Here is a 20,774-nt window from a genome sequence, read left to right as displayed (position 1 = left end):
TCTTTTTATTTATACTAAATTTGCAAAACACAAAAAGAAAATTTAAATAGATCAAATATCTAAATTTACATAAACAAATAAAAATTTGCTCGTATAAAGAGTAAATTTAAGGCAATATACGAGCGTTTAAAATCTAATTTTTCTTAAAAAATCTCAAAATTTTAGCTTGCAGTTTGAAAAACTCGCCAAGCTCCATTATCGGATAAGCTCCTGCGTATTTCTTGCCGCCTTCAATATTCTTGCCAACTCCTCCACGTGCGGCAATCTGAGCAAAATCCCCAACTTTAAGATGTCCTGCCGTGCCGCTTTGCCCACCCATCACGACGTTTCTACCAAGCTTAGTTGAGCCTGCAAGTCCTGTTTGAGCTACTATTAAGCAGCCCTGACCCAGCTCGCAGTTATGACCTATCTGCACAAGGTTATCTATCTTTGTGTGGCGCTTGATGATGGTCGGCTCAAATACTCCGCGATCTATCGTAGTGCATGCTCCGATCTCGACAAAGTCTTCTAAAATCACGTTTCCGTTGTGGTAAATTTTGATATGCTCGCCCGTTTTGGTATGTGCGTAGCCGTAGCCGTCAGAGCCGATAACGGCATTTGCGTTTATATGGCACTCATCGCCGATTACGCAGTCGTTATATACAACTACATTTGGATGCAAGATGCAGTTTTTACCGATCTTTACATTATCACCCAAAAATACTCCCGGCATTAGCACACTGCCCTCGCCCACCGTTACGCCTGAGCCTATATAAACGTTTTGCATTACTTTGGCACTGGGTGAAATTTGAGTCTCTTTTGGAGAGCTTGCAAAAAGCTCTTTTACAAAAAATTTGCTTAAAATCGCAAATGCCAAATGCGCGTTTTCAACGACTATAGCATGCGTATCGCTAGGCACAAATTCCTTTAAACTTCCACCTATCAGTATGGCTCCTGCCTTAGAATTTGAAATAAATTTGGCGTTTTTTTCGCCGTCGCAATAGCTTAATTCGCTACTTTTTGCATTAGCAAGCGAATTTAGTGCAGTTACCTCAAAATCACTACCTTTAAATTCAATCTCTAAAATCTTATAAATTTCACTTAGTTTCATCACATATCCATTAAAACCGACCCGCCGCGAACGATATCGGCAGGATTGTATTTTTTGATAGCTTTTAAGAAATTATTAACCCTAATCGTATCGTCAGCCACCATAACAACGATAAAATTTTCATTTGTGTTCGCAACTATTCCGTTATATGCCTTAAGTATAGCGTCAAGTCCGCCGAAATTTTCGCTTAGCGGAATTTTTACGAGCGCCATCTCTTTTTCGACAAATTCTCCTGTTTCTATTACTTTATATGTCGGTATTAGCTTATGCAGCTGCTTTACGATCTGCTCTAACACTCTTTCATCGCCCACCGTTACGATACTAAGGCGAGATAAATTTGTCTCCGGTATCGGAGCGACCGTAAGAGTATCGATATTGTATCCGCGTCCTGCAAAAAGCCCTGAGATACGCGAAAGCACTCCGTGTTCGTTAAGAACGATGACTGAAATTACTCTTCTTATGCTCATCATTTATTCCTTGCTTTTTAGTATCATATTGTATATCGCGGCTCCCGCAGGCACCATAGGAAGCACATCTTCAAAGCGATCGACCCTAACGTCAAGCATAGCTACTTTGCCAAGCTTGATCGCTTCTTTTAGCGCATTTCTAAACTCATCTTTGGTTTTGCAGACAAACCCCACTCCGCCAAAGCCCTCTACTATCTTTACGAAATCAGGCTGCACGCTAAGATCAGTTGAAGAGTAGCGTTTCTCGTAAAAAAACGTCTGCCACTGGCGCACCATGCCTAAAAAGTTATTGTTTAATATGATGTTTATAACCGCTATGCCGTTTTCTGAGGCTGTCATTAGCTCTTGGATGTTCATTAGTATCGAGCCGTCGCCTGTAAAATTTATAACCGTTTTACTAGGATCTGCGCACTTTGCGCCCATTGCTGCAGGTAGTCCGTAACCCATCGTACCAAGACCTCCGCTGGTAATCAACTGTCTTGGGCGCGAAAACGGATAAAACTGCGCCGCCCACATCTGGTGCTGTCCGACGTCAGTTGATATGATCGTATCATCGCCAGCTATCTTAGCGGTCTCTTCTATGACCCACTGCGGCTTTAAAATTTCATCGCTGTCGCTGTAAGCAAGCGGGTTTAGCTTGTCGTAGCGAGAGAGGATATCTTTCCAGTCTTTGATGTTTTCAGGATTTACTTCAACTCTTTGTATGAGCTCTTCAAGCACGGATTTAAGGTCGCCCACTATCGGAAAATGGGCATTTACTATCTTTGATATAGAGCTTGGGTCGATATCTACGTGAATGATTTTCGCGTATCTTGCAAATTCGCTTAACTTGCCGGTGATACGATCATCAAACCTAGCTCCAAGTGCGATAAGCAAATCGGCCTCGCTTAAAGCCATATTTGCAGCATAGCTTCCGTGCATGCCCGCCATCGCAAGCAAATTTTCATCATCATGAGATAAAATTCCAAGCCCCATTAGAGTCTCTATGGCAGGAATTCCCGTCTTTTTAGCAAATTTTCTTACAAGCTCGCTGGCACCAGAAGCTACAACTCCTCCTCCAAGGTAAAGAAGCGGTCTTTTTGCCGCAGATATGGCTTCGGCAGCCTTTTTAATCTGCTTTGCATTGCCCTTATAAGTAGGCTTATAAGTAAGCATCTTTATCTCCTCGGGATAATCAAAATTTCCCATTGCTGCGGTTATATCCTTTGGTATGTCGATATGAACGGGGCCCGGACGACCTGAGCGAGCGATGTAAAACGCCTCTTTTAAAATTCTTGGAAGCTCGTCAATACTATTTACCAAATAGTTATGCTTCACACAGGGGCGAGAAATTCCTACCGCGTCTATCTCTTGAAAGGCGTCCGTACCGATAAGAGAGCTTGCAACCTGCCCGCTTATAAGCACTATAGGAATGCTATCAGAATACGCCGTAGCAAGGCCTGTAACGGCATTTGTAAATCCCGGACCGCTGGTAACGAAAGCTACTCCGACTTTTCCGCTTGCTCTTGCGTATCCATCTGCGGCATGGACGGCGGCCTGCTCGTGGCGAACTAAAATATGCTTAAAGTATCTTTGCTTATAAGTCTCATCGTAGATATTAAGAGCCGCACCGCCAGGATATCCGAAAACTATATCAACATCCTCTTTATATAGCGCTTCGCTAATCATCTGCGAGCCTGAAATGCCTTTTACCATAAAAATCCCTTGTGAAAATTTAAGATATATTATAAATCTATTCGCTTTAAAAAGGCGTAAAATGAAATTTTGATTTCAAATTTTAGCTCTTGTCTTGTTACGATATTGCAAGAGCTTTATTATTATTTCAACAAATTTATCTATTATTTTTATAGAAATTTATATTAAAAACAAATCGTATGAAAGTTATTTGATTTTTTAGTGAGTATTATGAAAGTTTATACAACAATACACAACCAAGTGGCACAATTAAAATCAAATAAAATTTCACCAACTAAAGAAGAATCAAAACGGCCAGATGGCCTCCATGAGCTTCGTTCCCCAAGGTTTTCTGGTAGATTTATCCACATCCCCTTCGGTCTTATATAAAATTTTCGCATCAGCTATGTATTTTGAATCGATTTCGTTTGAATTTGATATATCATAAGGTCTTATTACGCCGCTTAGTTGCACTATCTGCTTTTCGCCGTTAAGCAGTAGCTCGCGCGAGCCTTCGATGAAGTAGTTGCCGTTTTCAAGCACTTTAATAATGCGAGCCGATATGGTTGTCTTAAAGCTTTCGGTGCGAGAACTCAAAGCTCCTCCGCTAAATTCGTTTTTCGTGCCCGCTTTAAAGCCTATATCGCCGAATTTGTTTAACTGATCCGCCGCGTGAGAAAGAGGCGAAGATCCTGCGGTAAATACTCCTCCTCCAAGCCCTATAGTGCTGTCTTTATTAGTGTTTCGTTTGCCTGTGGAGCTTTGATTTGCACTCTCGCTTATCACTACGGTTACGATATCATTTACGTTCATAGCCTTTCTATCTGAGAACAAAGGATTATCCCCTCGTCCAAAAAGACTACCCGTATTTGGCTGATTATTTATCTGCTTGGCGGGAAGCTGCTCTACATATACAGGCGGCTTCATGTCTATTTTAGGATCGGCGCTCGGCACACATCCGCTAAAAATCAGTCCGACGCAAGCCATAGATAAATAAAATTTAGCTTTCATAAAATTTAACCTTAGTATAGATATTTATGATAAAATTAAGCAATTAAAGTTCCACTAATTAAGGAAAAAAGATGAAAACCGATAGGATTTATCTGCTAACTGCTAATTTTTCAAAAATTTATGAAATTATATCAGCAAAATTTAAAAATATAACGATTTTTGAGCCTATCGGCGGATTTGTAAGCATTGAAGAAGCGATTTTGGCTTTTAGAGAAGATAGAGAAAAAGAGCTGATAAAAGATATCATAAAAGAATTTGATAGACTTAAAAAAGACTACGAATTTATCGCGATTAGAGGATGTGAAGCATTTGGAAATATCGGCAAATTCGAGCTAAATTTAATGCTTGCCAAGCACCTTAACGCTCCTGTTTATTGCACCGAGAATTTAAAAGCGATAAATAAAAACTCAAAGCTCTTTATAAGCTCAAATTTGGATGAAATTTTAGCTTATAAACAAGACATTATCACTCCTTACAAATTCGAAAAAGAGCTTGTAGATAAGGCAAAATCAGATAAAAAAACCATAGTTTTGCCTGAAAGCGCCGATGAGCGGATATTAAAGGCTAGCGAGCTTTTAATAAAAACGCAAGCGGTAAATTTAATCCTACTTGGAGATGAGAGCGGGATTAAAACCGAGGCAAAGAGTCTTGGCGTAAATTTAGAAGGAATAAAATTCATAAATTTAGACAAAAACGAGTATCAAGACGGCTTCGCAAGCAAGCTTTATGAGCTTAGAAAACACAAGGGCGTAACGCTTGAAAAAGCAAAAGAGATGATTTTAGATAAAACTTACTTTGGCACCATGATGGTTCAAACAGGCTTAGCCGACGCCATGGTAAGCGGAGCCATAACCACTACCGCCGATACCATACGCCCCGCATTTGAAATCATAAAGACAAAACCGCAAACACCGCTTGTATCAAGCTCTTTTGTGATGTGTATGGATGAAGAAATTTTAATCTACGCAGATTGTGCGATAAATCCAAAGCCCGACGCGCAAACTCTGGCTAGGATAGCGATTGATTCGGCTAATACCGCTAGCTACTTCGGGCTTGAGCCTAGAGTCGCCCTACTTTCATACTCTACGGGAGATAGCGGATACGGCGAAGATGTGGATTTGGTTCATGCGGCACTTAAGATAGCAAAAGAGCTTGAGCCAAATTTAGTCATCGACGGACCTATGCAATATGATGCAGCCATCGACATGCAAGTAGCCAAAAAGAAGCTGCCAAATAGCGACGTAGCCGGCAGAGCAAATGTATTTGTATTTCCAAATTTAAGCTGCGGCAACATCGGATATAAGATAGCTCAACGCAGCGCAAACTGCATCGCCATAGGACCGCTTTTGCAAGGACTTAAAAAACCCGTAAACGACCTAAGCAGAGGGTGTTCGGTAGAAGATATAGTAAATACGGTTTTAATCACAGCCATACAAGCAGGAGGCAAATAGTGAAAATTTTAGTTTTAAACTCCGGTAGCTCATCTATAAAATTTCAGCTTTTTGATATGAGCAACAACAACGCAATCGCGACAGGACTTATCGAGCGCATAGGAGAAAGCAACTCTTATGCCAAATTAAAAGATACAAAAACAGACAACGTTTACGAAGAAAAGCTGGCGATCAAAGATCACCACGAGGGTCTTGAGATCATGAATAGGCTATTTGCGGTATCAAATATTTTGCACAACCTAAGCGAGCTTGACGGCATAGGACACAGGATAGTTCACGGCGGAGAGAGTTTTAGCGCTTCGGCTAGAATTGATAGCGAAGTGATCGCTAAAATCGAGCAAAATTCAGCCCTAGCTCCGCTTCATAACCCGGGACACCTAGCAGGCATAAGAAATGCCATGAAAGAAAGCGGCGAAAACGTCCCTCATGTGGCGGTTTTTGATACGGTATTTCATCAAAGCATGCCGGAATTTGCTTACAAATACGCACTGCCTTATGATCTAGCCAAACGCTTGCATATACGCAAATACGGCTTTCACGGCACCTCTCATCACTACGTTACCAAAACCGCAGCCAAAATGCTTGGCATAGAGTATGAGAATTTTAACGCCATATCGCTTCATCTTGGCAACGGCGCTTCGGTTTGTGCAGTCAAAGAGGGTAAAAGCGTAGATACTTCGATGGGGCTTAGTCCGCTTGAAGGTCTTATAATGGGCACAAGAAGCGGGGATATGGATCCTGCGATCATCACTTATCTGCTAAATTTAGGCGAACTAAAGGCTAATGAGATCGATACTTTTTTAAACAAAAAGAGCGGGCTTCTTGGAATTTGCGGTTCAAACGATATGCGCGAAGTGGTTGCTAAAATGGAGCACGACGAGAGAGCTCATCTTGCTTTTGAGATGTTTTGCTACCGTATCAAAAAATACATAGGAGCTTACTATGCCGTGCTTGGGCGCGTTGATGCGCTTATATTTACAGGCGGTATCGGTGAAAACGCACCAAATACAAGAAGTAAAATTTGTAGCGAGTTACCGCACCTTGGTATCAAGATAGATCACGAGCTAAATTTCGCCAGATCAAGCGGCGCAAGATGTGTGGATGATAAAGAAGCGGTCATAAAAACACTGATAATACCGACGAACGAGGAGCTAGAAATAGCGCTTGAGACGAAAAGAGTGATAGAAAACAGTTAAAATAATGCGCAAATTTAAGCATTATTTTTTCTTATATGGTATTAAATAAGTTAAAAAAGCTGAAGCTATTAGGTATAGGACAGTTCCTATGATATAGGAAACTAAATACATCTTATCTGAATTTGGAAATATCACTTCATTAGCAAAGTAAGCAAAAATTACCACAATAATGATCGATAATGTTGTAAAACTGTCCACTAAAAAAGTAAAAAACCCTGATGGCTTAAATTCGCTTTTGCAGTTTTCGCAAACTAAATTCTTTTTTACGAATAGATCTTTAAATTTAGATATTTTCTTTATCTTATTGCTGCAGTTTGTGCATTTAAAATAGAGTAAATTCATAATTTCCTCTTTGCCATTATCTCTCCTTGAGAATTTTATTTTTTATATTTTTAGTTTTAGGTTTTGTAAAATCTCTGCGGTTTAAAAACCATACTATAAGCAGTAAAAAGACGGCTATTTTCAAATAAGTAAATAATAAGTATTTATCTCTTTCAGGCATCTTTAATTCTTTTTCATAGTCATACTCTATATGAATTTTGCCGTTTCCATCTTCTAGCTGAAGGATATCTTCTCCTAAAGGCATAGTCTTGCTATATATAGTTACCCTTTTGCCTATAACTGGTTCATAAATTTTCTTATCTATCCTATCTATGTAGTAACGCATATAGCCACCCTTATCGGATTTTACTACAAGCTTTCCTTCACCTTTTATCTCGTAATTTGCCGCCTCTACTAAGCCTGTTGTTTTAGTAAGCTCATTTAAGGGCTTGGTGTCGCTATAAAAAAATATATATTTCAATGCTTCTGATGATAATGCCAAACACAAAGCAACCATAGCCATCAAAAAAGCAGATGTAAGAGTTCTTAAAAATGAGCCGTTGCCTTTAAAAGGTCTTTGTATAAAGATTATAAACGGATATGAAGATATGATTTTTTCTTTAAGTTTTTCCAAGATTATTCCTATTTGCTTTTTAAAAGAGGTATTTTACTATGTATTTGAGAAATTTAGGCTAGCCAAGATAGCTAGCCTAGTGCCTCAAAGGCTAAATTTTATAGATATTTGCGGGCAACGCTTGTCTGGCGCAAGTGCCTACAAGCCAGTCGTTAAGGCTAAATTTGCCTTTGCGTTTTGGATCAAGCAGACCAAGTAGGTTGTGATTTATACCCACTTCGGTTCCTTCTATCCTGAGTGCCGGTTTGCCGTCTATGTAGTGAGTTCTGGCACCAAATTCAGTATGTCCAAAGCCGTGTTCAAGGCTTATAACGCCTTTTGCAACGCCGCTTGTTACAAACGCCGTGCCTTTTGCGCTTGCGTATGGAGTTACGACTTTGACCTCATCGCCCGTTTTGATATCCTGCTCTTTTGCTATATCTTCGCTGATACGCACGAAATTTACGGGATGTATGCTTCTCATCCTATCGCTCATGATAGTGTAGTAGTGCTGTGCGTTTGATTTTTTCGAGCTTACTAGATATTTCCACTCGGATTTCGGGAAGAATTTTTCAAGCGGAGTTCCGTCGCTTGCCACAGGCTTCATCAGCGTAGGCGTGCCAGGCATGTATTCGCCCGTGATAGAGTGGCGATGTCCGCCAAGCGGCTCATAGTATATCGAGGCGGGATTTGGCGCAGGTACTTTTACAGTCGCCTTATCGCTCTTATATGCGGTCGTATAATCATCGTATCTTCCGCCTTTTGCAAGCACGTGAGCGACCTTTGCCACCTCTTCTTTTTTGAGATATTTTTCTATCTTTGGCATAACTCTGTGAATTTTACTAAGCTCGGCATCTTCTTTGCTAATGTCGCTTACCGCTTCGCCGTCAAAGGCTAAATTCGCAAGTGCGGCGGCATAAAACTGCTCTTTAGTGTCTAAATCCATGGCGTTGCCGTCTTTATCCTTAAAGGCACCCTTGCCAAAGCCTTTTAGCCCAAGCTTTTTAGCGATGGTGATATAAAATAGCTCCACATCTATCGGCGTGCCGTTTTTATCCTTATCTTGTCTTGGAGTTACCGCAGGATAGCGCACGACTGAAGTTTTGGTTATAGTTCCCCAAAGTGCGTTTGGCATACCCCAGTTTTCTAAATTTAACCCGTCAGGCACGATGTAGTCGGCATAGGCATTTGTTTCGTTCATAAATGCGTCTATACCGATGAAAAGAGGCAGATCTCTGCTATCTTTTAGAGAGTCTTTCACCGCCGTTTCAAGCCCCGCTTGTCCGTAGATGACGTTTGTCATGTAGTTGATGAAAATTTTAGCCTTATAAGGATATCCCACCGCATGGCTTGTAAGAGTTTCATTTATAAGCGGCATAGAGATAGGATACCAAGGTTGCTGTGCAGGATAGCCCGTGCCTCCGGCTGCTACTTTGCGCTTAAATTCCGAGCTTGTCTCGTAGTATTTACCCGAGCGAGATAGATTTACTCCGCCTGCTTTATAAGCGCCGTCAAATTTCTCAAGCTCATATCTACCGCTCATAAATTTATGCGTGCCTGCGCTTGCGTTTACGTTTCCGCCCTTGTAGCCGTAAGTGCCCATGAGTGTATTTAAGCAAAGTATCGCGTATGTACTCATCGCCGCTTGCGTGTGCATCATGCCGCCGTGCACGTTCGTGCTTACTTGGCGACCGTTTTTTGTGAAATTTTCACAAAGCCAGAGGATATCATCCATACTCACGCCGCAAAGCTCTGAATACTCTTTCATCGTGTGCTTGAAGGCTGACTCTTTAAGAAGCTGCATAGAGCTTTTTACAGCTACTTTTTTGCCCTCTATCTCTATCTTGCCTTTGTAGTAGAGTTTGGCAGGCTCGTTTACTTTGTAGCTTTGGATTTTACCGCTTTGCGAGCATACTTGCCACTCATCATTAACTCGCGCAAATTTGCCGTAGTCTTTATGTCCTTTTTGAGTTATGACTAAGTGAGTTGCGTTGCACCAGTGAATTTCACCCGCCAGCTTGGCTTGCTCTAAATTCGGCTGGATGAGGTAGTTTGTAGCGTATTTTTCATTTTCGATTATCCATCTTATCATCGCCATAGCAAGCGCTGAATCCATGCCGGGCTTTATGCCTATCCAGCGAGCCTTATCGCTTGTGGCGTATTTGATAGAATTTGAAACCGTCGGATCGATAACCGCGTAAGTAAATCCGTTATCTTCGCTTCTTGCGTAAGATACCATCTTAGCTTGCTTTTGGAATGGGTTTCCGCCATTGCCGGGTGCTGTTCCCCAGTAAATGCTAAATTTAGAGTGCTCATAATCAGGCTTAGTATGAGCAAATCCGCCCGCATTGTGAGCTATCTTGCCGCCCGCTCTAAATCCGCCGCCGCAAATTCCGCCGTGCGAGTAGTGATTAACGGTGCCAAATGACTTTTTCATAAATCTATCGACAATATCGCTTCTGCCGTCATATAGATAAAAGCTTAAAAGCTGGTTGCGTTTGGTGCCGTATTCGGGATTTTCGGGATCGATTAGCTCATCGGAGTAGATAGCGCGAAGTCCGTCTACGTGTCCTTCTCCAAATAGATCTCCACCCTCGACAACCTCTTCTATGAGCTGCTCAAAGCTGATAGTCTGCCACTTGCCCTCGCCTCTTTTACCGACTCTTTTAAGCGGAGAGAGAATTCTAATCGGCGAATAAAGCATCTCAGGAAGCATAGCGCCCCTAACGCAAACGGTAGCTCGCTGATCGTCATTGCCGCTTCTGGTCGTAGCTATTAGCGCATCGTTTATAGAGGTGTTATAAGGCATCCAATGGAAATTTGCAAGCGGATGGAATGGATTTCCCACCGAGCGAAGAACGCGATCATTTTTATCGTCTATATGAAGCCTAAGACCGCATTTTGTAGTACACCCGTGACACATAGAAAATACTATGGAGTGCCCTTCATTCATCACAACCTTGCCGTCAACTACTCTAAATTCAGGCTCATGAGAGTTGCCTTGCACCTTATAATCATCTACTTTTTCATCTTTACTTGCAACGGCAGCTACAGGAAGAGCCGAGGCAATCATAGCTTTTTTAATAAAATCTCGTCTTTGCATCTTTAGCTCCTCTTAAAGCGTTATCTCTTCGTTCCAGTGAACGACTCGTTTATAGCCTGCTTCCTTCTCCGCTTCTACGTCGTTTTTGGTTAAAACCTCGCTAACTCCGTAGTAAAACACTTGCGGATTTGTATTTTTCGGACTATCTATAACCATAGTCTCGTGAGTTGCTAAAAATTTTCTGATATTTGAATTCGGATCGTTTAAATCGCCCATTATACGACTTCCGCCTACACAGGTTTCCACACAGCTTGGAAGAAGTCCCGCACGAAGTCTATGATCACAGAATGTGCATTTATCGGCTTTTAGAGTAGTTGGATTAAAATATCTTGCGTGATACGGACAGGCCTCAACACAAAGCGCGCAGCCTATACACTCGCTGCTGTTTATCTTAACGATACCGTTGCTTCTTTGATGGCTTGCGCCGGTTGGACACATATCGATACAAGCAGGGCTTTCACAGTGATTACAAAGCCTTGGAAGTGAAGCCATAGCAGCTCTTTTGCCGTCTTTTGCGTAAGCTTCATATTCTGAAACTATAGTTCTAAACATCCCTGCGGGAACGTCATTTTCCATAGCACAGTTCATAGTACAGGATTGACATCCGATACAGCGCGTAAGGTCTATCACCATACCAAAGCGCTCCCCTTTACCCTCTTCAAACTTAGTCGGTGCGGCTTTTAAAGCGGTAGCCGCAACAAACAGTCCCGCAGCAGCCATAAAACTGCGACGCGAATTACAGGTTGATTGCATTCTTTTCCCCTTTATCAAAAAGTTTAAAACTTGAGAAATTTAACATAAATTAACTTAAAGTTATTGTTAAATTTAACTTTTTATTTTAATTATATTTTCAGGTGTATAAATTTGATATAATTTCCATTATTTAAAATTTAGTAAGGAAAACATTTGAAATACCCGCTTGATTGTAAAGATAGTTTTGAAAAGTCATTTCTTTTTTGGCTAACGAGATACGTTAAATTTAAGCTAAGTTCGCTTTCAAACAAAGAGCTAAGAGATCCAAAAGCTCTTGCTAGCGTAAATTATTCCTTAAGTCGTAGCGTAAGGAGCATAAACGAGCTTGACGGACTTGTAAAATCAGCCAGAAACGCGGGGCTTACAGGCATAAATACTTATTTTAACCCGCTTAAAAAAATTTATGAGACGCTTTGCTTTTACGAGCTTGAGAGCTTAAAACAGATAGACGAAGAGCTTTTAAGCGAAATTTTAGCTAGCACGACTGGTGGACTAAGCGATGCAAGTAAGAAAAACTACAGAATTTCTGTTATAAATTTCTTTTCGTTTTTAGATAAGCAAAACGAAGAGGACGGCAGAGCACACATATACGATATCTCGCTTAAAAACTGGGGCGGCATAAGCGGAACGCGGGGACAAAAACTGCCTGAATTTATGAGCGAAGAGGAAGTTAAGAGGTTTTTAGAGGCTATCGAAAATAGCGACTTTAAGGTAAATACAAACAGAAACAAGCTCATCATAAAAACGATAATATTTACGGGAATTCGCGTAAGCGAGGCTCTGAATTTAAAGCGTAAGGATATAACGGAAGATGGCGATTTATACACTATACGAATTCGCGGTAAAGGCAACAAATACAGAATAGTAATGATAAAGCGCCACCTCATAGAAGCTCATCTTGACGCGATAGCGATAAACTATATAAACAAAGAAGGCTATCTCTTTATAAACAAAAAAGGTACGCGCCTAACGCAAGCTTACGTAAGTAGGATAGTGGAGCAAATTTTGTTTAAAGCAGGAATTCGCAAGGAAAAAAACGGCGCTCACATGCTTCGCCACACCTTTGCGACAATGTTATATAAAAAGCAAAAAGATCTCGTTTTAGTCCAGGAAGCACTCGGGCATGCAAGCTTAAATACATCGCGAATTTATACGCATTTTGATAGCGAGAAGCTAAAGCTAGCAGCCCAAATCGCAGAGGATATGAATTCAAAAAACTAAGATAAGCTAAAGCTTAAAACAGCTTTGAGGTATATAAATATTTGACTTAAGTTTCATTAGAAAAGCTGTTTGTGTCGCAAATTTTACTGCAAATTATCGCGACTAATCAAAATAATAAAGAGTAAGTAAAGAGCCTTAAATAGGCTCTTTAAACTATCTTAAAACTTCTATGGATATATCTTCACCGCTTGAGCTTATCACGATCTCATTGCCGCTTTCAAGCTCGTCTTTTAGTATCATATCGGCTAGGCGGTCTTCTACCAGCTCATAAAGTGCGCGTCTAAGCGGTCTAGCTCCATAGACTATATCAAATCCGGCCTTTGCTATAAATTTCTTAGCCTCTTCATCCATACTAGCCTTTATACCGCGATTTAGAAGCGTTTTTTCAAGCTCTTTAAACATAATTGCTACGATTTGAACAAGCCCCTCTTCGCTTAGCGGATTAAAGATGATAGTATCATCAAGTCTGTTTAAAAATTCAGGCTTAAAGTAGCTTTTTAGCTCATTTTTAACAGCCTCTTCCCTCTCTTCGCCCTTTAAATCCATAATAAAATTTGAAGCGATGTTTGAGGTTAGGATAATGATCGTATTTTTAAAATCAACGGTTACGCCCTTATTATCCGTCGCTCGCCCGTCATCCATAATGCCAAGCAGAATATTAAACACATCTTTATGCGCCTTTTCTATCTCGTCAAATAGTATCACGCTATAAGGACGCCTTCTAACGGCCTCGGTTAGCTGTCCTCCCTCATCATATCCTACATATCCCGGAGGCGCTCCAAGCAGGCGGCTCACACTGTGCTTTTCCATATATTCGCTCATATCAAAGCGGATAAGTGCTCTTTCGTCATCAAACAAAAATTTAGCCAGAGCCTTAGCCGACTGGGTCTTGCCAACGCCTGTTGGACCAAGAAAAAGAAACGATCCTATCGGACGAGAGCCTTCATTAAGCCCTGCTTTATTTCGTTTAATAGCTCTTGCTAAAGCGTGAAGCGCAGGATCTTGCCCCACCACGCTATCTCTTAAATGATCCTCTATCATCAGGTATTTTTGCTTCTCGCTCGTTAGCATCTTTGAAACCGAAATTCCCGTCCACTTGCTTAAAATTCCCGCAACAAGCTCTTCATCAACTTGATTTTTAAGCAGAACGCCCGCCTTTTTCATCTCTTCCCACTTTATTTCAAGCTCTTTTTGGCGATTTGAAGCGTCTAAAATTTTGCCGTATTCTATCTCGGCGGCCTTTTGAAGATCACCGTTTCTACGAGCTATCTCGGCCTCGTTTTTAAGAGTTTCTATCTCTTTTTTTGCATTTGAAATTCCGTTAAATACGCTCTTTTCATTTTCAAATTTCACTTCAAGAGCTTGCTTTTTCTCGTTTAAATCGGCAATTTCTTTCTCTATCTCTTTAAGACGCTCTTCGTTTTTAGCCTCATCTTCCATCTTAAGCGCCTCTTTTTCAACCTGCAATGTCACTATCTCGCGCTTAATCTTAGCCAGCTCATAAGGCTCGCTTTCTATCTGCATCTTAAGCTCGGCAGCTGCCTCATCGATTAAATCTATCGCCTTATCGGGCAAAAAGCGGTTTGAGATATAGCGGTCGCTTAGCTTTGCAGCCGCTACCAAAGCGCTGTCGGTTATGCTTACGCTATGGTGAACCTCTAAACGCTCCTTTATACCGCGCAAAATTTGCAAGGCCTCATTTACGCTTGGCTCTTTTACGTCAATAGGCTGAAATCGGCGCTGAAGTGCGGCGTCTTTTTCAAAATATTTCCTATACTCTTTTAACGTCGTTGCACCCACGGCATGCAACTCTCCTCTTGCAAGCGCAGGCTTTAGTATGTTTGCCGCATCCATACTTCCCTCGCTCGCTCCCGCACCGACGATAGTATGAATTTCATCGATAAAAAGTATGATATTACCCGCACTTTTTACCTCGTTTATGACGGCTTTTAATCTATCTTCAAATTCACCCCTATACTTTGCGCCCGCAATAAGAGCGCTCATATCAAGCGCGATAACTCGCTTGTTCATAAGACTTACGGGAACGTCTTTTGAAACTATCTTTTGTGCTAGGCCTTCGACGATAGCCGTTTTTCCCACGCCCGGTTCGCCAAGCAAGATAGGATTATTTTTGCTCTTTCTTATTAAAATTTGCATCATCCTAGTTATCTCTTCATCTCGTCCGATAACCGGATCAAGCTCGGCGTTTATAGCCTTTTTGGTTAGATCGATACCGAATTTTTCCAAGCTATCAAGAGTTTCGTCGCTTGTTTGAGTGTCTATCTTGCGCCCTGCCCTAATGGCTTCTAAACTCTTTTTGATCTCAAGGACATCGGTAAATTTAGCTAAAATTTCTCTTATCTCTTTAAGCTCTAAAGCGGAAATTATCCAAGTATCAACGGCTATAAAGCTATCGCCCATACTTACCATAAGAGCCTTTGCGCTCTCAAGCGAATTTAAAAGCTCGCGAGAAATTTGGATATTTTCTTTGCTTACATTTGAGCTTGTTGCAAGGCTTGAAATTTTGCTTTTGACCTCTAAATCAACAGCATTTTTTGAGATTGACATCTGATTAAAGACTTGATTTAGTATGGAAGCTGAGTCCGTAACTAAACCCCAAAAAACGTGCAAAGGCACAACTTGCGGATTTTTAGCGTGCAAAGCTAAACTTATACCGTTTTCAAGGGTTTCTTGCATCTGTGCAGTTAAGCTTTCGCCTATGTTTGCCATATTATCTCCTTATTTAGTTTTATATTATTTATATTATATAACTTTAGTGAAGTATTGTCAAGTTTCATTAGTGATTTTACTAAGTTTAATCTTTTAATATGTCAAATTTTAAGAGCTATTATGCTCAAATTCTAATAAATCATAAAAGATTTATTTTTGGCTTTTAAGATAATTTTTTAAAATCGCTAAAAGCTAAATTTGGTGTGTATTTTCTTATTTTACTTAATACAATTTCTTTTAAATTTAGCCGATTTTTAGCCAAATTTCATTAAAATTAATCCCACTTAATAATGTATAGGAGAATTTTTTGAACAAGAAAAAACTTTTTTTTGCTTCAGGCTTTATCTCGACAGTTCTTGCAGCCGGCTTAATAACCATAAATTTAAACGCAAAAAACAACGAAGATGACGCAAGCGCTAGACTTGAAGCTTTATCAAAATTTACAAAAACAATATCAACCGTTGAAAAATACTATGTAGATGATATGAAATTCAAAGAGATCGTAGATAAGGCGATCGAAGGACTTTTAAACAACCTTGATGCACATTCTGGATTCTTAAACGAAAAAGCCTTTAAAGATATGCAAGTTCAGACAAACGGCGAATTTGGCGGACTTGGCATAACGGTTGGCATAAGAGACGGCGCACTTACGGTTATATCACCTATCGAAGGAACTCCTGCGGATAAAGCAGGGATAAAAAGCGGCGACATCATCTTAAGGATAGACGGAAACGCGACACTTGGAACAACGATAGAAGAAGCCGTTAATAAAATGCGCGGCAAACCAAAGACGCCAATTACCATAACGATAGTGCGAAAAGGCGAGCCAAAGCCGTTTGACGTAAAGCTGATTAGGGATATAATATCGGTAGAATCGGTCTATGCTAAGATGATAGAAAATGAAAATATCTTATATCTTCGCGTTACAAATTTCGACAAGCACGTAACTCAAAAAGCCGAAGAATTTATCAAAAAATATCCAAAAGCGCAAGGTATAATTCTTGATCTTAGAAATAATCCGGGCGGACTTTTAAACCAAGCCGTAGGTCTTACAAATTTATTTATAGATAACGGCGTGATAGTATCTCAAAAAGGCAGAAACGCCAGTGAAAATTCAGAATACAAAGCCTCTAAAAGCAACAAAATAACAAACCTTCCGCTAGCTATCTTAGTAAACGGCGGAAGTGCGAGCGCAAGCGAGATCGTAAGCGGTTCCTTGCAAGATCATAAGCGCGGTGTAGTTATCGGCGAAAAAACATTCGGTAAAGGAAGCGTGCAGATAATCCTTCCGGTAGATGACAAAGAAGCCATCCGTCTAACTATCGCAAGATACTATCTACCAAGCGGTCGCACTATACAAGCCGTAGGCGTAACGCCTGATCTTATCGTTCATCCGGGCAAAGTTCCGCTTGAGGATACTCATGCATTTGCCATCAAAGAAAACGAGCTTAAAAAGCACCTTACAAATGAGCTTAGCAAGCTAGATGACGGCAAAAAAGATACAAATTCAACCGCCAAAAAAGACGAAAGCAAAGAGGATAAAACGACACTATCACAAGAAAAAGTAAATGAAGACTTGCAATTAAAATCAGCAATTGACGCTATAAAAGTTCTAAAATTCAAATAAGGAGACAAGCTTATGGAAAAACGAGAGTTGATTTATGAAGGAAAAGGCAAAAGGATGTACGCAACCGATGATCCTGATCTTTTGATTGCCGAATTTAAAGACGATCTGACAGCTTTTAATGCAGAAAAAAAAGGCAACGAAGCAGGCAAAGGAGCGCTAAACAACAAAATTTCTACGCAAATTTTTGGACTTCTTAAAGAAAAAGGCATAGCCACCCACCTTGTAAGAACCATAAGCGACACGGAGCAACTTGTCAAAAAATGCCAAATAATACCGCTTGAAGTTGTAGTAAGAAACATCGCGACAGGCTCTCTTACTAAAAGACTAGCCATCCCTGAGGGGACTGTTTTGCCTTTTGCTTTGGTTGAGCTATATTACAAAGACGACGCGCTGGGAGATCCTTTAGTAAATGACGAACACTGCCTTGCTATGGGACTTGTAAAGAGCGAAAACGATCTTGACAGACTTAAACATATCGGCAGAGAGATAAATTCCACTCTGTTTAAATTCTTTGCGGATAGAAATTTAAAGCTGGTTGATTTTAAAGTCGAATTTGGTGTAGATAAGGACGGAAATATCTTGCTTGCCGATGAAATAAGTCCTGATAGTTGCAGATTTTGGGACGCAACCACAAATGAAAAATTAGATAAAGATAGATTTAGACAGGATTTAGGAAGCGTAAAATTGGCTTACGAAGAAGTATTAAAAAGAATTTTATCTTAAGGGCAAAAATGAAAGCAGTAGTAAATGTATCGCTTAAAAACGGTGTCTTGGATCCTCAAGGAAAAGCGGTAGAACACGCGCTAGAATCACTAGGTTTTAGCGGGATTTCAAACGTTCGTATCGGCAAACAAATTGTACTTGATATTAACGCCTCATCATCGCAATCGGCAAAAAAAGAGCTTGAAAAGATGTGTGAGGAGTTGCTGGCAAATACCGTGATAGAAGATTACGAGATCATAGTATGAAAGTCGCCATAGTCTTATTTCCCGGAACAAACTGCGAAACGGATACCGAGTATGCTTTTGAAATTTTAGGATGTCAAACGGAGATAATTTGGCACAAGCAAGATGAGATAAATGCCGATCTTATAGTGCTTCCGGGCGGCTTTAGCTACGGAGACTATCTTAGAACGGCAGCGATAGCTAAATTTTCTCCTGCCATGAAAGCCGTCTTAAAGCACGCTCAAAAAGGCGGATATATCTTAGGAATTTGCAACGGCTTTCAAATGCTTTGCGAGCTAAAACTGCTTCCAGGAGCAATGAGAAGAAACGAAAATTTAAGCTTTATATCGAAGTATCATCATCTTAAAGTTATAGCCAACTCAAATAAATTTCTTTCAAATTTAAAAGTCGGCGAGATAGTAAATGTCCCGTTAGCTCATGGAGAGGGAAACTTCTACACCGATGAAGATACTCTAAAAAGCATGTATGACAACGAACAAGTGCTTTTAAAATACTGCGATAAAGACGGCAAAGAGCTAAATCCAAACGGCTCGGTTGATGCGATAGCGGGAATTTGTGATAAAAGCAAAAGAATTTTCGGACTCATGCCTCATCCTGAGCGAGCTTGCGAGAAAATTTTAGGCACGGATGACGGGCTTAAGATGCTTAAAGGGCTAGTTTGCTAAGGCTTTTTACCGCTCTTTTTGTGGCTCTTTTTGCTTTAGCTCAAGAGCCAAGCGTCTTTGATATGATGAAAGAGGAGCGAAGCGATAAGGTTATAAAGCGCCCAAAAATTCCTGAAAACATCGCTCCTACCAATGAGCCTGAATTTAACCTAAAAGATACGCAAATTTATCAGCATGTAGAGCCAAATAAGCTCATTTTAAAACCTTCAGGTATGCCAAAGCAGGCCTATGAAGGCGAGATTTTTAAATTTACTCTTACTGCCGATACTCAAGATAATATAACCGTTGATATCCAAACCGTAATAGAAGAGAGCGAAAACATCAAATGGCTAAATCCGAATTTGCAGTGGGAGCATAGTGGAAACGGAGTATATAAGAGTGAAATTTATCTCGAAGCAAACTCCTCAAAACCTAAAAACCCAAAAATAACTCTTAATCTAAAAAGAAACGGTGAGTTTTTTCAAACCGCAAGCGCCGTCGTTACTCTGCCTAAATTTAAAGAGGTAAAGGGCGATGAGAAATTTAGCCATGTGGTAGCCGATCTTCTTGAAGTAAAAAAGCATAAAACGAGTAAATTTGACGATAAAAACCTCATAATGGTCGTAGAGATAAGCTCTAAAAACGGCAATATAGCCGACTTTTATATGGATGATAAGAGCATTATCAAACAAGGAGTTGATTCGATAAGTGGAAATTTAACCTCTCAAAACGGATATTATTTTGCCGTATTTGAGCCGACAAGAGAAAATTTTGATTTTAATTACTTTAGCCTTAAAGAGAAAAAATTTATCAGCTTTTCGCTTCCTATTATAGTTGAAGATGACGAGATTAGCACTCAAATAGGACTAAATCCGAAACAAAGCAAGTTTGAAAACTATAAAAACATAGCAGGCTACACCCTGCTTGCGGTTTCTTTTGTGATGTTTTTAATCAAAAAAAGCTACATATACCTAATCGCGACTCTAATTTTTGGCTCTTACGGACTATACACCTACAATCCGTTTGGAAGTGCGACTCTAAAAGAAAATATCAATGTAAAAATTTTGCCTACTCAAAATTCAACCGTTTTTCACACTACCAAAGAGCAGCAAAAAGTTGAAATTTTAGGCGAGAGAGAGGAGTATAAAAAGGTGCTTATGCAAGATGGCAAGATAGGATGGGTGCTAAAAGATGATCTTTTCAAGAATTAAAGCAGCATTTTTCACCGTTACTTTTATCCTATCTGTCTTTTGGGTAGTCTTTTTTATGTGGGCTTTTAATAAACACAACCGCCCTATCAGACGAATTTGGGGAAGATTTCAAAGGCTCTGCGGAGGATACTCGCTAAAGATAGAAGGCGAATTTAACGATGAAGCCAATATGATAATAATGAATCACCAAAGCATGCTTGATATCATCGTTTTAGAAGAGGTTCATCCTAAAAATATCTGCTGGCTTGCAAAAAAAGAGATCAAAAAAATCCCTATCATAGGTAAGATAATCGACATCCCAAAGATGATTGCGGTAGATCGCGAGAGCAAACATGCGCTTGTAAAGATCGTAAAAGAGGCGGAAGATAGAGTCCAAAACGGACGAGTCTTGGCGATATTTCCCGAAGGTACTCGCTCTCGCACAAACAAACTTTTGCCGTTTAAAGGCGGAGCAAAAATTATCGCCGACAAGCTAAATTTAAAGATACAACCTATCGTACTTGTAGGCACGGATATCCTTGACGTTACAAACTTCAGCTTTAAAAATGGCGAAGTGAAGATCATCTGCCTTGATTTAATAGATACAAGCGATAAAAACTGGCTTGAAAACGCCAGAGAAAAGATGCAAGAGGTTTATGATGCCGAGCTTAAATCAAGACAAAACGCCAAAAAATAAGCTTATTTATCATTGGCGCTA

General features: G+C 40.2%; 17 protein-coding genes. 9 read left to right on the top strand and 8 right to left on the bottom strand.

What is annotated here, in order from left to right:
- Positions 1–133: 133 nt before the first annotated feature.
- The 4 genes from lpxD to flgH all read right to left on the bottom strand — a co-directional run bounded on the left by lpxD (position 134) and on the right by flgH (position 4,242).
- On the bottom strand, positions 134–1,090 hold the full coding sequence (lpxD, locus tag CDOM15925_RS02700; RefSeq protein ID WP_169940829.1) for a UDP-3-O-(3-hydroxymyristoyl)glucosamine N-acyltransferase: 957 nt from the start codon (positions 1,088–1,090) through the stop codon (positions 134–136).
- A complete protein-coding gene (ilvN, locus tag CDOM15925_RS02695) occupies positions 1,090–1,551 on the bottom strand; it encodes an acetolactate synthase small subunit (protein WP_169941008.1) in 462 nt (153 codons plus the stop codon). Before ilvN ends, lpxD begins: the two co-directional genes overlap by 1 nt.
- Before the next feature lie 9 nt (positions 1,552–1,560).
- The gene (locus tag CDOM15925_RS02690) at positions 1,561–3,252 is read right to left on the bottom strand and encodes an acetolactate synthase large subunit (RefSeq protein ID WP_169940827.1); all 1,692 of its coding nucleotides are present in this window, start codon (positions 3,250–3,252) and stop codon (positions 1,561–1,563) included.
- A gap of 285 nt (positions 3,253–3,537) precedes the next feature.
- Positions 3,538–4,242, bottom strand: coding sequence for a flagellar basal body L-ring protein FlgH (gene flgH / locus CDOM15925_RS02685; protein WP_169940825.1), 705 nt, complete (start codon positions 4,240–4,242; stop codon positions 3,538–3,540).
- Between the two features lie 71 nt (positions 4,243–4,313).
- Here flgH and pta point away from each other — a divergent pair, with 71 nt between their 5' ends.
- Together pta and CDOM15925_RS02675 are read left to right on the top strand one after the other, a co-directional pair.
- Complete coding sequence (pta, locus tag CDOM15925_RS02680) at positions 4,314–5,693, top strand: phosphate acetyltransferase (RefSeq protein ID WP_169940823.1); 1,380 nt, start codon at positions 4,314–4,316, stop codon at positions 5,691–5,693.
- Entirely contained in the window at positions 5,693–6,889 is a 1,197-nt protein-coding gene (locus tag CDOM15925_RS02675; protein ID WP_169940821.1) for an acetate kinase, read from the top strand. The genes pta and CDOM15925_RS02675 overlap by 1 nt, the downstream gene beginning before the upstream one ends.
- Before the next feature lie 358 nt (positions 6,890–7,247).
- Here CDOM15925_RS02675 and CDOM15925_RS02670 read toward each other — a convergent pair whose 3' ends face one another.
- The 3 genes from CDOM15925_RS02670 to CDOM15925_RS02660 form a co-directional block, all read right to left on the bottom strand.
- On the bottom strand, positions 7,248–7,844 hold the full coding sequence (locus CDOM15925_RS02670; protein WP_169940819.1) for a hypothetical protein: 597 nt from the start codon (positions 7,842–7,844) through the stop codon (positions 7,248–7,250).
- 91 nt (positions 7,845–7,935) lie between these two features.
- Positions 7,936–10,926, bottom strand: a complete 2,991-nt coding sequence (locus tag CDOM15925_RS02665) for a molybdopterin-dependent oxidoreductase (RefSeq protein ID WP_169940817.1) — start codon at positions 10,924–10,926, stop codon at positions 7,936–7,938.
- Positions 10,927–10,938: 12 nt separating this feature from the next.
- Positions 10,939–11,679, bottom strand: coding sequence for a 4Fe-4S dicluster domain-containing protein (locus CDOM15925_RS02660; RefSeq protein ID WP_169940815.1), 741 nt, complete (start codon positions 11,677–11,679; stop codon positions 10,939–10,941).
- Between the two features lie 153 nt (positions 11,680–11,832).
- Here CDOM15925_RS02660 and CDOM15925_RS02655 point away from each other — a divergent pair, with 153 nt between their 5' ends.
- Positions 11,833–12,900, top strand: a complete 1,068-nt coding sequence (locus CDOM15925_RS02655; RefSeq protein WP_169940814.1) for a tyrosine-type recombinase/integrase — start codon at positions 11,833–11,835, stop codon at positions 12,898–12,900.
- 153 nt (positions 12,901–13,053) lie between these two features.
- Here the strand turns inward: CDOM15925_RS02655 and CDOM15925_RS02650 are convergent, their stop codons facing one another.
- Positions 13,054–15,630 carry an ATP-dependent Clp protease ATP-binding subunit gene (locus tag CDOM15925_RS02650; protein ID WP_169940812.1) on the bottom strand — a complete coding sequence of 859 codons (2,577 nt, stop codon included), beginning with the start codon at positions 15,628–15,630 and terminating at the stop codon, positions 13,054–13,056.
- 307 nt (positions 15,631–15,937) lie between these two features.
- Between CDOM15925_RS02650 and CDOM15925_RS02645 the strand changes: the two genes are divergently transcribed.
- From CDOM15925_RS02645 to CDOM15925_RS02620, 6 genes are read left to right on the top strand one after another with little or no spacing between them, the layout of a single operon-like run.
- Positions 15,938–17,257, top strand: coding sequence for a S41 family peptidase (locus CDOM15925_RS02645; RefSeq protein ID WP_169940810.1), 1,320 nt, complete (start codon positions 15,938–15,940; stop codon positions 17,255–17,257).
- A gap of 12 nt (positions 17,258–17,269) precedes the next feature.
- Positions 17,270–17,980 carry a phosphoribosylaminoimidazolesuccinocarboxamide synthase gene (gene purC, locus CDOM15925_RS02640; protein ID WP_169940808.1) on the top strand — a complete coding sequence of 237 codons (711 nt, stop codon included), beginning with the start codon at positions 17,270–17,272 and terminating at the stop codon, positions 17,978–17,980.
- An 8-nt stretch (positions 17,981–17,988) separates the two neighbouring features.
- Entirely contained in the window at positions 17,989–18,225 is a 237-nt protein-coding gene (gene purS, locus CDOM15925_RS02635; RefSeq protein ID WP_169940805.1) for a phosphoribosylformylglycinamidine synthase subunit PurS, read from the top strand.
- The gene (gene purQ / locus CDOM15925_RS02630; RefSeq protein ID WP_169940803.1) at positions 18,222–18,887 is read left to right on the top strand and encodes a phosphoribosylformylglycinamidine synthase subunit PurQ; all 666 of its coding nucleotides are present in this window, start codon (positions 18,222–18,224) and stop codon (positions 18,885–18,887) included. The genes purS and purQ overlap by 4 nt, the downstream gene beginning before the upstream one ends.
- Positions 18,881–20,077 carry an SH3 domain-containing protein gene (locus CDOM15925_RS02625; RefSeq protein WP_169940801.1) on the top strand — a complete coding sequence of 399 codons (1,197 nt, stop codon included), beginning with the start codon at positions 18,881–18,883 and terminating at the stop codon, positions 20,075–20,077. The genes purQ and CDOM15925_RS02625 overlap by 7 nt, the downstream gene beginning before the upstream one ends.
- Positions 20,058–20,753 (top strand): lysophospholipid acyltransferase family protein, encoded by a 696-nt coding sequence (locus CDOM15925_RS02620; protein ID WP_169940799.1) that lies wholly within the window; start codon positions 20,058–20,060, stop codon positions 20,751–20,753. Before CDOM15925_RS02625 ends, CDOM15925_RS02620 begins: the two co-directional genes overlap by 20 nt.
- The last annotated feature ends 21 nt before the right edge of the window (positions 20,754–20,774 follow it).

It is taken from the genome of Campylobacter sp. RM15925, assembly GCF_012978775.1.
Lineage (GTDB): Bacteria > Campylobacterota > Campylobacteria > Campylobacterales > Campylobacteraceae > Campylobacter_A > Campylobacter_A canis.
Note: the sequence above shows the minus strand (reverse complement) of the source record. Positions and strands in the feature narration are given on the sequence as shown.